The organism is Segatella hominis, from assembly GCF_019249725.2.
Classification (GTDB): Bacteria; Bacteroidota; Bacteroidia; order Bacteroidales; family Bacteroidaceae; genus Prevotella.
Window position 1 is genome coordinate 516,653 of sequence record NZ_CP137559.1, and the last position, 16,811, is coordinate 533,463.

Consider the following 16,811-nt stretch of genomic DNA (forward strand, 5'->3'; position numbering starts at 1 on the left):
AATCTTAGGGTTGCATACATATATTAAAAAGGTAAAATCATCCGGAGCGAAGATTTAAGATTCGGATAAAAGGAAATATATTTATGTATTCAAGAAATCTGTTGCTCAGTGCCTTGCTGGTTATTGGTGCTGAGACTTATGCAAAAAATAATAAGACAGAGGTTGAGTCTCTGTTGTCATATCACAATTCTGTAAGAAATAACTCTGTAGATTCCTCCTCTCATGATTCCATCTTCAAGGACGAGACCTTGCAGGAGGTGAAGGTGGTGGCTCGTAAGTCGGGCAGTTCTCGATTGGCTGGTGCCGTGAATGGCATTGCTGTGAACAAGGATGAACTCTTCAAGGCGGCTTGTTGCAACTTAGGCGAGAGTTTCACGACCAACCCATCGGTTGATGTGGCTTATAATGATGCTACGACGGGCGCAAGACAAATCAAACTCCTCGGTCTTTCGGGCACTTACGTACAGATGCTCACCGAGAATCTGCCGAATTTCCGTGGTGCAGCCATCCCATACGCCCTGGGCTATGTGCCGGGACCTTGGATGAAAGGCATTCAGGTATCTAAGGGTAGTGCTTCGGTGAAGAATGGCTATGAGTCGATTACAGGTCAAATCAATGTGGATTACTTGAAACCAGAGGATGAGCAACAGGTGGAGGTGAACCTCTTTGGTGATACCAAGAGTCGAATCGAAGCAAACGCCGATGCCAACGTTCATCTATCGGATAAGTGGGCAACGGAAATCTTGTTGCATCATGAGAATATCCTCAAAAACCATGATGACAATGGCGATGGTTTCTATGATATGCCAGGCAGAGAACAATATAATGTACAGAACCGTTGGCTGTATAAAGGCAAGCACTACATCTTCCATGGTGGACTTGGGGCTTTGAAGGAGATTCGTACCAGTGGGCAGGATGAGGAACATGTTCATAGTGATGATATTTATAGAATCAAGCTCCATACCAACCGTTATGAGGGTTATATGAAACATGCCTTCATCCTCAATCATGAGCATGGTACCAATATTGCCTTCATGTCCTCAGCTTCGATGCACCAGTTGAATGCTCAGTATGGCAACAAGTTCTACGACCTCAATGAGAAGAATCTCTATGGCTCGCTGATGTTTGAGACCAATTTTACTCATCAGCACAATTTGTCGGTAGGTTTGAGCGTCAACCATGATTACCTGGGACAGCGTGCCAATGTGAATGTTTCTCCAAGACCGACAGTAGGGTTAGAAGACTCTCCTTACCTTTTGTCGGACATGCAGAGAATGAACGAGAAGGAGACGACTCCTGGAGCATACGCCCAATACACCTATACGTTAGGCACGAAGTTGACGGCAATGGCAGGAGTCCGTTTCGACCATAGTTCGCTTTATGGCAACTTCTTCACCCCTCGTTTCCACGTGAAGTATTCGCCTGTCGATGCCATCAGCATCCGCTTATCAGCAGGTAAGGGCTATCGCACGGTATTTGGCTTGGCTGAGTACAATTACCTCTTGGCGAGTGGCAGAAACCTCAATATCGGCGAAGACCTCCAGCAAGAGGAGGCTTGGAACTATGGACTGAGCACGGCTTTCTATATCCCTATGTTTGGTAAGACGTTGAAACTGAACGCCGAGTATTACTATACCGACTTCAGGAATCAAGCGGTAGTGGATTATGATGCCAACAAGGGGTTTATCTCCATCTATAATTTGATAGGTAAGTCTTATTCGCACACTTTCCAGATAGATGCCTCTTATCCATTGCTGAAAGGCTTAGAGATAACAGCGGCTTATCGTCTGAACGATGTGAAGTGTACATACGATTATGGCAAAACCTTGAAAGAGAAGCCATTGACCAGTAAATATAAGGCGCTTTTCACGGCTTCCTATAAGACCCCACTTGGACTTTGGCAATTTGATGCCACCGTGCAGTTGAATGGTGGAGGCAGGAATCCAGAGCCTTACCAGTTGGCAGATGGAAGCCAGTCATGGTCTCCTCGTTTCCATAGCTTCGAGCAAGTGAGTGCGCAGGTTACGAGATGGTTTCGTCATTGGAGCATCTATGTGGGAGGCGAGAACCTGACTGGTTTTAAGCAGAAGGCTCCTATCTATGGTGCCAGCAATCCATGGGGAAGCGATTTCGAGCCAACCTTGATTTGGGGACCTGTAGAGGGACGGATGTTCTACGCAGGCGTGAGAGTACACTTTTAAGTGGAAATATTTAATGTTGAATTATTTAAGCAAATAGAAAAGTTATGAAGAAAATTTTAGTAATGTTCACAATGATGATGGTGGCAATGGTAACCTTTGCCAAGGACATCAAGACCGTAGTGTTCACCACAACACCACAGATGCACTGTGCGGCTTGTGAGAACAAGATCAAGAGCAACCTTCGCTTCGAAAAGGGTATCAAGAGCATAGAGACCTCTGTGCCAAACCAGACAGTCACAGTACGGTATAATGCCGACAAGACAACCCCCGAGAAACTCCAGAAAGGTTTTGAGAAGTTTGGCTATAAGGCTCGCATCCTGAAAAATGGCGAGAAGGTCAAGAAGAACACCGAGGAGAAGTGTGACTTGATGTAATTCTATATGCTGATGTGAAAGAAAAATGATTATCATAAAATGATAATGAAATAAGAATTTTTATCTTTTGCAGACTACTTATCGTCTTGATAATGAAAATCCCGGTAAGAGAATAGCTTCAAGCTATCTCCTGCCGGGATTTATTATTTTATGAAACTACATATCCTCCATTGACAACCCTTGGTATCCGATAGTGAATTTCTTGAATTTTCCTGTTGTCTGGAAGAAATGCTCGGCTTTATCTTTTAAAATGCCGAGATTTATATCCTTGGCTTGGCGTTTCACCTCATAGAAAATGACTTTCTGTTCCAGTTCATCAGCAGCGATAATATCAATTTCATTCTCTCCCTTTCGGTCCCACCAAGAAGCGATTTGGGTATATTCTTCGCTTTCTATCATTTTTGCAATGAAATATCTTTCCAGAACCTTGCCTGTGTATGTGGTGTAGCTCTTATCCATAACCATCTTAAGTTTTTTATTGGCGCCAACCTCTATCATGTATCCATATTTGTAGATGTAGCGAAACCAGATGCGAAGGAAGTTATCTTCTATCTGATAGCGAATGTTGCGATTGGTCTTTTGAAACATCGGTGTATAACGAGAAATCAAGCAATAGTCATTCTCCAGTTTAGTGAGATAGCCTGAGAGTTCTATTTTCATAATGCTTTCTATTTCACCACGAGTTGTGTAGCCAGAAGCAATAAGTTGCAATATTTCGAAATAACGGGCATAGTCTTTACCAAATTCTTCTATCAGCATATTTTTTCCTTCGTATATGAAATAAGAATTCTTTGCAACAAACTTCTCTGTCATTTTTTCCTTTGTCGTGGCTCCAGCATCCATCATCATTTCTACATATTCTGCAACTCCGCCTGTATAACTGTAGAGAGCCAGTAGGTCATCGTTGGTGTAGGCAGAATTATATGTTGAGAGAATTTCCTTGATAGCAGAAGGAGGAAATGGAGTGACTTTTATTTCTCCAGTCTGCCTACCATAAAGTGGTTGCTTGTTGTTTTTAAAGATGATGTTCATAAGTGAATAAACAGAACCGCAAACCACGAGATTAATATGAGCTTCCTGTTTGTTAAGATCCCATATCTTTTGCATATCTGAAAATATAGATGGATTAACCCGTTTGAAATCTTGAAATTCATCAATGATGAGAGTGATAGGGCGAATCTTGGATAGTTGAAGCAGATATTTAAAGATATCTGCAAAGCGTGTTACTTCTCCGAGAATAGGAAGCTGAAGTTTGCTTGTTATCTCTTCGATAAAATCTCTGCAGAGTTCAACTTCTGATTTTCTTGCAACAAAGAAATACAGCATATCTTGAACATCCTCGTATGCTTTTATCAATAAGGATGTTTTTCCGCTACGTCGGCGTCCTGTTACGATTGTGAAACGAGCCGTTTGCAAAGATAGATTTCTTATCTCTTGCAATTCTTTTATTTCGTTTTGTCTTCCAAAGAACTTCATATTTCTATAATTTTATAGTTTCTTTTTATTTATGTTATTTTTCGAAACCGCCGTTTCCGAAATGACGGTTTCGAATGCAAAGTTAATAAAAATGCTTGAATATCAGTCTATTTGTTTGCTAATTTAAGTTTTTTTTTGTTTGTATGAATGTTGTCGATGTTTTCGAAATAGCGGTTCCGAATATAGTATCTCTACAGCTAAGTATGTAATCAACAGTGATTAGCAATAGTTTCTAAAGACCAGATTGAGTGATAATCCGATAAGAAAGATTCAAGCCGGCTTTATGTCCTTCTTTAAATTAAATCCTAATACGAGTTACAAATTTTTGAGTTTTCTTTGTAACTCCCAAATTTTATTGCATAAAAACAGGGATAATCTCATTTATTTTTTGTAACTTTGCCCTCGAAAAGGGGATTGGTTGCTGCAGGCAGCTGCTCCCTTGTAACATAAGTTGAACAAATAAAATAGAATAATAAGAAACAGAAAGAATAAAACTTTAGACATATAACATATTAATATACAAAGCGTTTACGATATTCGGAATACTCTCGAAATTTGGCGATTAACAGATGTATTTCCCAACAATAGAATAAGTGAATGCCTGCGCTATAGCGTGGGCTGAACTTATCTGTTGGGAGGGCCACGCCAAATGCCTGAGAGTATGATAAGTGAAGCTCACGCTTCTTTTATATCATGCTCTCAGGTATTTTTTTTGCTTGTGGCTCGTACTTCCAGAATAAAGTTCAACGCTCATTTTTTCTATAGCGACGATGAAACAGAAAATCCCTTATTCATCTGCGCAGCTCTTGTATTATGCCTGGCAGTTGTCACGCAATAGGGGCGGTGCAGATGATGATAAGTTGACGGGTGTCTTGTCGGAGGCACGTGTCGATCTGAACCCCCATCAGGTGATGGCGGCTCTTTTTGCATTCCAATCTCCTTTCTCCAAAGGTGTTATCCTTGCCGATGAGGTGGGATTGGGAAAAACAATAGAGGCTGGTATTGTTATCAGCCAGTTTTGGGCTGAACGTAAGCGTCGTATTCTCATCGTTGCTCCAGCTACCCTTCGCCGACAGTGGAGCATGGAGCTGGAGGAAAAGTTCTTTCTGGATTCTTTTATTCTCGAAAAGAAAAAAGGGATTTCTTTAGACCATCTTTCCGATGGCAAGCAAATCTATATCTGCTCTTATCAGTTTGCTTCCAGACAAGCCGAAATCTTGTCGCGCACTCATTGGGACCTGGTGGTTTATGATGAGGCTCATAAACTGCGCAATGTTTATAAGTCAACCCCTTCGATGGCTTCCCGTCTGAAATCAGCTTTTTCTGATAGTCATAAACTCCTCCTTACCGCCACTCCGCTTCAGAATAACATTGAGGAATTATATGGTCTGGTAAGTATCATCGATGACCATTACTTTGGTGACTTGAAGAGTTTCAAGGCTCAGTATTGCTATAGTAACAAAAACGATGATATTGCTTTTGGTGATCTTCGCAGGCGTCTTCGCCCCATCGTGCATCGCACGCTTCGCAAACAGGTTACGGAGTATGTAAAATATACTTCCCGTATCCCGATGGCGCAGGAATATTATCCTGCCGTTGAAGAGCAGAAACTCTATAATCAAATCAGCGAGTATCTTCGCCGTGATGATACTTACGGATTACCAACCAGTCAACGTCAGTTGATTACGCTGATATTCCGCAAACTCATGTCTTCATCAACCTTTGCCATCGGCTATACGCTCAAAACGCTTATCGACCGTTTGCAGACCAAGATTGCTCCATATTCTGCCGATAAACCGCAAGGCTGGTATGGGGAAGATGGAAAAATAGCTATGGTTGCCGAAGATATGTTGGGCGATGATTGGGATGAATGGAATGAGCAGGATGAGAACGAACAGGAAGGAGAAATCCTTACTCCTGATGAGATAGAAGGCATCAAGGATGAAATCAAGGAACTTCAACGTCTATATGATCTTGCCAATGGCATCAGTAGCAATAAAAAAGGTGATTGCCTCTTGTCGGCACTCCATACCGGCTTTCAGAAGATGGAAGAGTTGGGAGCCAACCGCAAAGCATTGATATTCACGGAAAGTACCCGTACCCAGCTCTATCTGAAACAGCTTTTAGAGGAGAATGGTTATATGGGCAAGATAGTCCTCTTCAATGGTTCCAACAATGATGAAACTTCCCGGAAGATATATAAGGCATGGAAAGAGCGGAATATAGGCACATCAGCCTTTACCCCTTCTTTGTCGGCAAACAAGCGCCAGGCTATTGTAGATTATTTCAGAGACGATGCCGAAATCATGATTGCTACCGAGGCGGCATCCGAAGGTATCAACCTTCAGTTTTGTTCGCTTATTGTGAATTATGATTTGCCGTGGAATCCTCAGCGGGTGGAACAGCGCATAGGTAGATGCCATCGTTATGGACAGAAGAATGATGTTGTGGTTTTCAACTTCATCAACAAGGCAAATGCAGCTGATGTGCGTGTGTTCCAACTGCTTTCTGAGAAATTCCATCTCTTTGATGGTGTCTTCGGTTCGAGTGATGATGTGTTGGGCAGCATCGAGTCGGGGGTTGACTTCGAGAAGCGGATGCTCAACATCTATCAGCAGTGCCGTACTCCTGAAGAAATCAATGCAGCCTTCGACCAGATTCAGCAAGAGATGGATGCAAGTATCAAGGCAACGATGCAAGATACCCGCAAGCAACTGCTTGAAAACTTTGATGAGGATGTGGTGGGACTGCTGAAGATTCGTCAAGGCAAGGATATGGGAAATCTGAATAAGTTCCATCGCTGGCTTTGGACGATAACCATTGCTACGCTTGGTAAGGAGAATGTAGAAGTAGTAGATGAAACTAATCTCGTCTTTCGCTTGAAGCACAATCCTTATCCTGATGTGGCAGCAGAATGTGGCATGTATCAGATAACTACGCTGCAATCGCAATACATCAATTATCGTTTGTCGCATCCTTTGGCTCAAAAGATCATTGCCTTGTGTAAGCGGAATGAGCAAAGTCTGCAGAATCTCCTCTTCGATTATAGCCTATACCGTTATAAGGTAGCAGATATAGAACAATGTGCTTATGAAAGTGGATGGCTACAGGCTCATCTTGTTTCTTTTATATCCGAAGGGCAACAGGAACAACACATTGTGCTGACGGCACTTGCGGAAGATGGAACGGCTTTGGGCCAGGAGTTTGCAGAAAAACTATTGAATGTTCCAACGATAAGTACCGGAAATGTTCGTGTGCAGGAGGAAGCAAGCCAGAAGCTATCTTCCCTGTATGATAACCGGCGAGCAGCCTTGACCGTTCAGATAGAAGAACGAAACAAGGCTTTGCTTGATGCTGAAATCCAGCATATCGAGAAGTGGGCAGAAGACCAGCAGCTCACTTTGGAGAATGAACTGAAAGACATCAAGGCTAAAATCAAGGAGAAGAAAAGACTTTTGAGTCGTTCGGAGAATGCACAGCAAACATTGACCCTGGAAAAGGATTTGAATACCCTTACTCGTCAGCAGAAGCGTAAGCGAGCCGAAATCTTTAATCTGGAAGATGAGATAGAGGAGAAGCGAGACGGAATGATTGATAAAGTGAAGGCATTTATCCAGCAGCATATTACGGAAGAAGAACTCTTCTGCGTGCATTGGGCATTAAAGAAATGAATCGGAATCAAAGCAAAAATAATATAACTAAGGAATAAACAATGACACTATACGAACAGAAATTTAGAGATATACTTGCAGAAATACTGCAACTCGACCAAGCCGAACTCGACTTTGGTATATATCGCATCATGAATCAGAAGCGTAAGGATATCGAGGCGTTCTTGAACAATCGCCTTGTTCCTGAAATTACAAAGATTTTGAAGACTCAAACTTCTGCAGGAACTGATATTTCTGCCATGGAGAATGAGGTGTTTTCTCATTTGGCTAAATTCTTTAGCCGTTATTATGAGGGTGGCGATTTTATCTCTAAACGTCGCTATAAGGACGATGCCTATGCCATTCCTTATAGCGGAGAGGAAGTGAAGTTGTATTGGGCAAATGCCGACCAGTATTACATCAAGACTTCTGAGTATTTCAAGAATTACTCGTTCGTGTTGCCGACCAGCCGTCGTAAGGTACACTTTGTTCTTCGTGATGCGGATACAGAGCAGAACAACAACAAGGCTGCCAACAATATGGAGCGCCGTTTCCAACTTTGTGAAGCGGACTGTATCGCAGAGGAAGATGGTGAGCTTAACATCTTCTTTACTTATGAGTTGATGCCGAAGACTACCAAGCAGGATGCACTTATCAAGGATGCTGAGGCTAAGATTATTTCTTCGTTTGCAGAAGGAAAATATGCCGACTTTGCAGAGTTGGTCAATGAAAAGGTGCCAACAGAAAAGAATAAGGAACGCACTTTGCTGATGAAGCATCTGCAAGACTATACGGCAAAGAACAATTTTGATTATTTCATCCACAAAGACTTGGGCGGCTTCCTTCGTAGAGAACTTGATTTCTATATCAAAAACGAGGTAATGTTTTTGGATGATTTGGATGCTACTCATATCATGGAGCATTTGGCACAAGTGAAAGCCATCAAGTTGGTAGGAGAGAAGATTATCACCTTCCTTGCCCAGCTCGAAGATTTCCAAAAGAAGTTGTGGCTCAAGAAAAAGTTTGTAGTCGGTTGTGATTATTGTATCACACTCGACCGAATTCCTCGTACCCTTTACCCAGAGATTATTGCTAATGATGAGCAGCGTAAAGAATGGGTTCGCCTCTTTGCCATCGATGAAATCAAAGGGGATATGATGACCGAGGGCTATTGTGAGCCATTAACAGAAAAGTTCCTGGAAGACAATCCGTTCCTTGTGCTTGACACTAAGTTCTTTAGTGTCGAGTTCAAGCATAAACTCGTGGGAAGTATGGAGAAAGTAGATGAGGAGTGTAATGGATTGCTGATTAATAGTGAGAACTTCCAGGCTCTGGAACTGTTGCAGGAGAAGTATCGTGAGACTGTGAAATGTGTTTATATTGATCCACCTTATAATACTGGTTCTGATAATAGTTTCTCTTATAAGGATAATTATCAGCATTCGTCTTGGGCTTCTATGATGAATGATAGGAGTGAATTAATGAAGAATATGATGATAGGAACATCAACGTTTTGGGTTAGTACTGATGATGGTGAATATGCGAATTTAAAACACAATTTGGATATAGTTTTTGATGAAGATAATTTTGTTGCAGATATAATATGGAATAGTAGAAAGTCTGTATCTAACGATGCATTGGTATCTAATTCTATTAATCATACGACTGTTTTCACTAAAGATATGATAGCTCTAAAAGCTAATAAAACGGATTTTAAGGTTGAAGCGAATGAGGAGGGTTTTATAAATCCTGATAATGATCCTAATGGTCCATGGAAATTAGATCCTATGGATGCGCCGGGTATTCGTGAAAATCTTTCTTATGGTATTATAAATCCCAAAACAAATGAAACTTTTTATCCGGCAAGTGGAAGACATTGGCGATTCGAACAACATGATACTTTGAGATTATTGGAAGAGGGAAGGATTTTATTTGGTAAAAAGGGAAATACAAAGCCTGCTTATAAAAGATATAAGTCTGAAGCTTTAGAGAAAGGTGATGCCATAACATCTTTATGGGATGATGTTAAGACTACCGCAGAAGGTACGAAATTGTTGCTCAATTTATTTGGAACATCATTGCCAAAAGAATTTATTGATGGTATTAAGCCTAAGCCAGTTGAGTTTATCAATAAGGTTGTTAACGTTTCAACAAAGAATGAATCTATAGTTATGGATTGTTTTTGTGGCTCAGGTACAACAGGGCATGCTGCAATTAATCAAGGGCGTAAGGGTAAAATGCATAAGTATATACTGTGTGACGTCAATTATTATTTTGATATACTTCCCAAGCCTCGCATGGAAAAAGTAATCTATTCCGAGGATTGGAAGGATGGCAAGCCTATTTCCCGTAAAGGCATTTCTCAATGCTTCAAGTACATCCGTCTGGAGCAATATGAGGATACCCTAAATAATTTGCAGCCGAAGAACCAGCGACTCGACTTCGATAACGAGAATGGCAAGGGAGATTTCGAGGAAACCTATTTCCTCCGTTATATGCTCGATACAGAAACCAAGGGAGATCTCTTCAACCTGGAATGGTTTAAGAACCCGTTTGCCATGTCTATCAAGACAACCAAGGATAATGAGTTGGTAGATACCCATGTTGATATGGTGGAAACATTCAACTACCTTATCGGTCTGAATGTAGAGACGCTCCGTTATCCTAAGGATGGCTACTGTGTGGTGGAAGGAACTACCCATATCGGCAATGAGCGAACTCTCGTGATTTGGAGAAACTGCAACAAGGTGAGCAACGAAGACTTGAATGAATTCTTCCGTAAGCAAGCCTACTGCACCACAGACTCAGAGTTCGATAAGATTTATGTAAATGGTGATAATACATTACCGAATATCAAGACGGATGAGGAGCATTGGAAAGTAGTACTCATTGAGGAAGAATTTAAGAAAAGAATGTTTGAATAGGTCTTATTATGGCTAAGAAAATACAGAAAAAAGGAAAACTGCAGCAGGCACTGGTCCTGTTTCATTATATCTTGCAGCTGTTTGGCTGTAAGGACTTGGAGGCTTTGTCTCGTGACCTCAAGGATCCTGCATACGAAGGATTGAATGATGACCACGAGTCAAAACTCTATCATGAGCTTTGTCATAAGCTCTATGCTACAGGTCCTTTGTCCATAGAACAGTTGTACTTTTACGACCAGCATATCGTGAAGTTTACTGATGAGATTAACGAGAAGCGAAGTGAACCAATCAAGTGGAAGTACTTCCAGTATCTATCCCTCTTGTTCACGGAAATCTATCTCGACCAGTATTTCAGTAATCCGCAGGCACTTTGCGACAACCTGAATCGTTTTCTGCATGATGACTTCAATCATCGTGCAGAAACCTGGCACGAGTTGCCCGACTTTACGGTTGATGACTTGAATAAGTTGGCTTATTGGAATGCAACAGGTTCGGGTAAGACTCTGCTGATGCATGTCAATATCAAGCAATATCAGGAGTATGCCAGGATTCATCATGCCAAGAAACTCAACCGCATCATCGTATTGACTCCAAATGAAGGATTGAGTCGTCAGCATTATGAAGAGTTGAAGGCTTCTAATATGGATGTTGCAATGTTCAGCAAGCAAGGTGTTGGTGGTTTGTTTCAAGGTAAGGCTGTAGAAATCATCGATATCAATAAATTGGCAGATAAGGATGGAGATAAAACGGTAGCTGTTGAGGCTTTCGAGGGCAACAACCTGGTATTGGTAGATGAAGGTCACAAAGGTTCCAGTGGCGATGTCTGGATGGGGTATCGCCAGAAGTTGACCGAGGAAGGCTTCTCTTTTGAGTATTCCGCTACCTTTGGTCAAGCCATTTCTGCAAAGAGTAATGCCAAAGACCGGAAGGCGATGTTTGACCAATATGGTAAGGCAACACTTTTTGATTATTCCTATCGTTATTTCTATGCCGATGGATATGGCAAGGATTATCGTATCATGAATATGAACGATTGGAATGATGATGATTTGCTCAATATGTATCTCACGGCATATTTGCTATGTCTTTATGAACAGACTAAAATCTATCAGAGTGATATGCGGATTCATAACAGGTTTCTGGTGGAAAAGCCTTTGGGAATATTTGTGGGAAGTAGCGTAAAGGCTGTGAGCAAGGAAAATAAGAATCAGGTATCGGATGTAACTCAGATACTCTTGTTCTTGCAGGATTTTATCCGGAATCGTACTGAGTTTTCTGGTTATATCCGTCGTTTGCTCAGTTCGGAAGATGGATTGAAAACAAAGAATGGTTATTCTGTATTTGGCAACTCTTTTCTGGCGCTTAAAGGTGGTTATCTCGTAGAAGATGACAAACAGAAGTTTGCCGAGAACATCTATGATGCTATTTTGCGGGATCTTTTCCACTCCAATATCCATGGTGCCCAACTTCATATAGATCTTCAAAAAGGAGGTTTTGAGGAGATTGGATTGAGAGTAGGAAGTACTAAGGATTATTTCGGCGTCATCAATGTGGGTGATGGTAAGGAATTGCTGAAACTTTTGCAGGATAAAGGATTCCTTTGTGAAACGAAAGCATTCGGAACTTCCAGCCTCTTCAACAATATCAATTCTCAAGATTCAACAGTCAATATCCTGATTGGTTCCAAGAAGTTTACTGAAGGATGGAGTAGTTGGCGAGTTTCCGTGATGGGGCTGATGAATGTGGGACGCAGCGAAGGTTCTGAGATTATTCAGCTTTTTGGTCGTGGTGTTCGTCTGAAAGGATACAAGTATTCGCTGAAGCGAAGCAAGATGCTGGATGCCTGCTATCAGGACGAGATGATTCCAAAGAATTTGTCAACCATAGAGACTCTGAATATCTTTGGCGTGCGGGCTGATTATATGGAAGCCTTCAAGGCATATTTGGAGGATGAAGGTTTACCTACCAATGAGATAGACTATGAGAAGATTGTCATCAAAACCATTAAGTCTGTTGATTTAGATGCTCTTCATCTCTCATTGCCGAAAGTCGTGGATGGCTATAACTTCAAGAAGTCTGCCGTGGTAGAACCTGCCGACGAAAGCCTGATGAAAAAGGTGAATGTAAAACTGGACAAATATCCAAAGGTGGATTTGCTGAGAAGCAAGAATGTTCAAACTGCTAATGCAGCAAGTCGCTATATTGGTGTTTTGGGCCAGGAGCATCTGAATTGGATAGACTGGACGGAAGTGTTCTTTGCCTTGCAGGGTATGAAGGCAGAGCGAGGTTGGTATAATCTGGAATTGCGATTGGAAGACTTGAAGTATCTGATGGCAAATCCTTCCTGGTACGAATTGTCAATTCCTGAAGACCGTTTGAACTTTCATGATTTCGGAAAGAATGTGGAGTTGTGGCAGGATGTTACAATCAGTCTGCTCCGTGGCTATATGGATATGGCTTACAAGAAGGCCAAGTCGAAGGAAGAGCAAAAACATCTGAAGGAGACACGCGTTACCTATTATAATATAGGTATGCCTGACGAATATGAAATAGAGGTTCGTAACGACTTGTATAATGTGGTGGATTATTTGAAAATATTGCAGGAGCAGGTGGAGACCAATGAATTTGGTAAAGACTTAGTTCTTGATGCTCCTTATTTCAAAGCATTGAATGTGGAGGAACATCTGTATAAGCCTTTGGTCTTCCTTGCAGAGAAAAATACCAATGGTAATCGTCCTTATGTAGATGTTGTAACTGGTGAGCCAAAGTTGAAGGTGTCTCCTGTGGCATTAAACTTAGGAGAACAGAACTTTGTTACTTCCTTCCGTGAATATTGTAGGGTTCATCAAGACGATGTGCTGGCTGGTAAGCAGGTTTATCTGCTTCGCAATGAGAGCAAGAGGGGATTGGGTTTCTTTGAAGCAAACAACTTCTATCCTGATTTTATCTTATGGATATTGGATGGAGAGAAGCAATATATCACCTTCATCGACCCGAAAGGTATTCGCAATCTTAAAGGATTGGAGGATGATAAGATTCAACTCTTCAAGTATTTACAGACAGAAGTGGCTTCTCAGTTGGGCAACGCTCATCTGATGTTGAACAGTTTCATTATCAGCAATACGCCAATGGAGCAGGTTGAGTTTTGGTTGAAGAATCCATTTGAGAAAGGGGAATTCCAAAAGAATCATGTGTTGTTTAAGGATGATAAAGGCTATCTGGAAACGATGATGAATATGATTTTGCAGTATATGTAGGAAAAAAGTTTTTCTATTTTAATGCCACATCTACCACGCAGAAGCGCAAGTGGCTGATTTACAGAAAATAATGCGTGGTAATAAGCGGTGCTTTTATTGCCACTTATTACCACGCATTGCCACGCCTTATTCTTGCTTATTCTTCTGTAAGCTTCTCAGAATCAAGAAGTTGCTTGATTTGCGGCATCAAAACAGGTATATCCTTCTCTATGATATTCCAAAGCTGTTTTGGCTTAATAGTATAGTATCCATGCACCAAAACATGCTACCTTTCTAGTTTATAAAGTAAAAAGTATCTATTGATAGAAGAAAAAGGCACGCTAAGGCAGGTGGTCAACTATAAATATGACTAAGTTTCAGGAAAGTCAACGTGAATTATAAATAAGTTTTAACCGAGTCAACTCGTCTTACAAATAAAACTAAAAGTGGTCAACTAAAATCGTTAAACCACAATGCCCGCCTGTGCCCGAGGCGTTGGGCAAATTTGCCCAACTACCTTGGTCATCTTTACCCATCGTCTCGGTCACTCGTACCCATCGTCTTGGTCATGCGTACCCGTGTACGTGGTCACGGATACCCGTGTACATGGGTATAGATGCTCATGTACGCGGGTAGAAAATGATGTGGATTTCTAGAAGACGCAAGGCAATGCAGATAGCTGCTGCATAATGGTCTTAGCCATGCGAGAGTGACCGGCATCGTTTGGATGAAGACGGTCGGTATCCGGCTTGTTGAACATCTGGGCACCAGCATCGTAAAGAGGAAAGAGACCGGAAAGGGAGTTGAGGTCGATGACCGGAACCGCCCAGATATTGCCTGTTTCCTTGATAGCTTTCACGTATTCATCGAAGAAGATGCCACGCGCATTCTCGTACATCTCATCTGGCTGGATGTTCTTGTCACCACTGGCAAAGAGGGCACGATGCACAGGAGTCATCACCACGATTTGCTTGGTAGGATACATCTGCTTCAGCTTCGACATGGCGATGTTGATGCGACCTTTTAATGTATTCTTGTCCATACAGAAGTGGCGGTGGCGGCGCTGTACCATTTCGCTTGGCTTGTGGCGGGCTACTCTCACGCTGTCAAAAGTTTCTGTATACCATTCGCCTACAGGCACACCATTGTTGTAATCGTTGGTACCCATAAAGATGAGAATGGCATCAAAATCATCGCCATGCTCCTTCTGGAGCTGGTCTGCCTGTCGGGGAATGTCGTTCCACTGTCTGCCGCTCACGCCATAAACGTATGGAGTGATGCCGAGCCAATCCTGCAGGAATCCCCAGTATTTCACCTTCGATGCCTTGATTCTTGGGTCGGTGATGGAGTCGCCGAAGTAAGCCACTTTCTTTCCCTTCCAGGGATGCTGAAGGTTCTTGAATGCCTTTTCTTTTTCGGCGATTTCTTTCTTGCTCATCGCCTTTTGGGCGAAGGCGGGCATGGTTGGCATCGCCAAAGTCAAGGCGAGTGCCAGGGTAATCATTGTTTGTTTCTTCATTGCTAGTTTGTTTTTAATTCTTTTTCTGAGTGCAAAGGTACGGCAAAAATCTCAAACGGCGCAACATTTTTTGTTCAAATATCTCTCTTTTTCTGCTTTTTTTTGTAATTTTGCAGCCGCTAATAGAAATGAGTATTTATAATAGGTATATTATTAAGGATGACAGTCAGTTTGAGTAATTTAAGTAATTTGAGTGATTTGGCGCGCAAGCGAGTGGCAGTTGCGGCTTATTATTTTGTACCGGGAGTGGTGTTTGCCAGTTGGGCAAGCCGTATTCCGGATGTAAAACAGATGTTACATCTGAGCAACGGCCAGTTGGGAACGGTGCTCTTTGCCATCCCTATCGGTCAGCTTCTGATGATGGCTTTCTCTGGTATCCTGGTGAGTAGATTTGGCAGCAAGAAGATGCTGGTTCTCTCTGAGGTACTCTATGCCCTGGTTCTTTTCTGCATCGGTAGCAGTACTACGGTTTTTCATCTGATTTTGAGTCTTATTGCTTTCGGAATGATGGCGAATCTGATGAACATTGCCACCAATACACAGGCCTGTCTGGTAGAGAAGATGTATGGGCGCAACATCATGTCATCGTTTCATGGTCTGTGGAGTCTGGGTGGATTCTCCGGTGGTATCATCGGTGCCATCTTTGCCAACACTTTGCTCCCGATAGATGTCCACTTTGGAACTATCCTGGCTCTGAGTATTCTCATCGTTGCTGTCGGTTTCCGCTTTCTGATTAATGATGCCATGGCGAAAGCAGAAGAGGAGGATGTTCCGAAGTTCTCTTTCAAGACCATCGACCCGATTCTGTTCCTTTTAGGATTGATGGGATTTGCAGGCATGTTCTGTGAAGGTACCGTTTACGATTGGAGTAGCGTATATTTTTCATCAGTAGTAAAACCCGATGAGGCTTTTATCCGTGCGGGATATGTGGCTGGCATGGGTGCGATGACGTTGGGGAGATTCATGGCTGATGGGTTTGTTACGAAATACGGCCCAGCCAGAGTATTGAAGGTTTGTGGTGGTTTGATATTGGGTGGTTTGTGGCTGGCTGCTGCCTTGCCTTATCTCATTCCTGCTACCTTTGGTTTCTTGCTGGTAGGTTTCGGCATCTCTTCGTCTGTTCCTATCTGTTACAGTATCGCCGGTAAGTTGGGCACTATCAAGGCCAGCATTGCCATCACGATTGTTTCGAGTATCAGTTTCTTCGGTTTCCTGGTAGGTCCTCCGGTTATCGGATGGCTTGCTGAGGCTACCGGACTTCGTATCGCCATCAGTATTGCCGCCTGTTTAGGCTTGATGATAGCGTTTGTTGCCGCAAAGGTAGGAAAGAGAATATCCTGAATATCCTGAAAATGAGATGAATATCAGAATAAAAATACAAAAAACAGTGGATGTAAGGAAGCATCCACTGTTTTTTTTATTCAATTGTTC

General features: G+C 42.2%; 9 protein-coding genes. 6 read left to right on the plus strand and 3 right to left on the minus strand.

What is annotated here, in order from left to right; all coding sequences use genetic code 11:
- Positions 1 to 83 precede the first annotated feature (83 nt).
- Together KUA50_RS02045 and KUA50_RS02050 are read left to right on the plus strand one after the other, a co-directional pair.
- Positions 84 to 2,201 (plus strand): TonB-dependent receptor plug domain-containing protein, encoded by a 2,118-nt coding sequence (locus tag KUA50_RS02045; protein ID WP_218456947.1) that lies wholly within the window; start codon positions 84 to 86, stop codon positions 2,199 to 2,201.
- A gap of 44 nt (positions 2,202 to 2,245) precedes the next feature.
- Entirely contained in the window at positions 2,246 to 2,575 is a 330-nt protein-coding gene (locus KUA50_RS02050; protein WP_218456948.1) for a cation transporter, read from the plus strand.
- A gap of 156 nt (positions 2,576 to 2,731) precedes the next feature.
- Here the strand turns inward: KUA50_RS02050 and KUA50_RS02055 are convergent, their stop codons facing one another.
- Positions 2,732 to 4,051: an ATP-binding protein gene (locus KUA50_RS02055; protein ID WP_218456949.1), complete on the minus strand. Its 1,320-nt coding sequence runs from the start codon at positions 4,049 to 4,051 to the stop codon at positions 2,732 to 2,734.
- A 770-nt stretch (positions 4,052 to 4,821) separates the two neighbouring features.
- On the opposite strand from KUA50_RS02055, the gene KUA50_RS02060 reads away from it, so the two are divergent.
- Genes KUA50_RS02060 through KUA50_RS02070 form a run of 3 tightly spaced genes read left to right on the plus strand, consistent with a single transcriptional unit; the run spans position 4,822 to position 13,882 of the window.
- A complete protein-coding gene (locus KUA50_RS02060; RefSeq protein ID WP_218456950.1) occupies positions 4,822 to 7,722 on the plus strand; it encodes an SNF2-related protein in 2,901 nt (966 codons plus the stop codon).
- Positions 7,723 to 7,763: 41 nt separating this feature from the next.
- Positions 7,764 to 10,625 (plus strand): site-specific DNA-methyltransferase, encoded by a 2,862-nt coding sequence (locus KUA50_RS02065; RefSeq protein ID WP_218456951.1) that lies wholly within the window; start codon positions 7,764 to 7,766, stop codon positions 10,623 to 10,625.
- An 8-nt stretch (positions 10,626 to 10,633) separates the two neighbouring features.
- A complete protein-coding gene (locus KUA50_RS02070) occupies positions 10,634 to 13,882 on the plus strand; it encodes a DEAD/DEAH box helicase family protein (protein WP_218456952.1) in 3,249 nt (1,082 codons plus the stop codon).
- 136 nt (positions 13,883 to 14,018) lie between these two features.
- On the opposite strand, the gene KUA50_RS02075 is transcribed toward KUA50_RS02070, so the two are convergent.
- Both KUA50_RS02075 and KUA50_RS02080 read right to left on the minus strand, forming a co-directional pair.
- Positions 14,019 to 14,138 carry a hypothetical protein gene (locus KUA50_RS02075; RefSeq protein ID WP_318346082.1) on the minus strand — a complete coding sequence of 40 codons (120 nt, stop codon included), beginning with the start codon at positions 14,136 to 14,138 and terminating at the stop codon, positions 14,019 to 14,021.
- A gap of 375 nt (positions 14,139 to 14,513) precedes the next feature.
- A complete protein-coding gene (locus KUA50_RS02080) occupies positions 14,514 to 15,380 on the minus strand; it encodes an SGNH/GDSL hydrolase family protein (RefSeq protein ID WP_256624256.1) in 867 nt (288 codons plus the stop codon).
- Between the two features lie 171 nt (positions 15,381 to 15,551).
- On the opposite strand from KUA50_RS02080, the gene KUA50_RS02085 reads away from it, so the two are divergent.
- The gene (locus KUA50_RS02085; protein WP_318346064.1) at positions 15,552 to 16,721 is read left to right on the plus strand and encodes an MFS transporter; all 1,170 of its coding nucleotides are present in this window, start codon (positions 15,552 to 15,554) and stop codon (positions 16,719 to 16,721) included.
- Positions 16,722 to 16,811 lie beyond the last annotated feature (90 nt).

Coding starts and splice junctions, on each gene's coding strand:
- KUA50_RS02045 (WP_218456947.1), top strand. CDS start 84: ATGTATTCAAGAAATCTGTTGCTCAGTGCCTTGCTGGTTATTGGTGCT.
- KUA50_RS02050 (WP_218456948.1), top strand. CDS start 2,246: ATGAAGAAAATTTTAGTAATGTTCACAATGATGATGGTGGCAATGGTA.
- KUA50_RS02055 (WP_218456949.1), bottom strand. CDS start 4,051: ATGAAGTTCTTTGGAAGACAAAACGAAATAAAAGAATTGCAAGAGATA.
- KUA50_RS02060 (WP_218456950.1), top strand. CDS start 4,822: ATGAAACAGAAAATCCCTTATTCATCTGCGCAGCTCTTGTATTATGCC.
- KUA50_RS02065 (WP_218456951.1), top strand. CDS start 7,764: ATGACACTATACGAACAGAAATTTAGAGATATACTTGCAGAAATACTG.
- KUA50_RS02070 (WP_218456952.1), top strand. CDS start 10,634: ATGGCTAAGAAAATACAGAAAAAAGGAAAACTGCAGCAGGCACTGGTC.
- KUA50_RS02080 (WP_256624256.1), bottom strand. CDS start 15,380: ATGAAGAAACAAACAATGATTACCCTGGCACTCGCCTTGACTTTGGCG.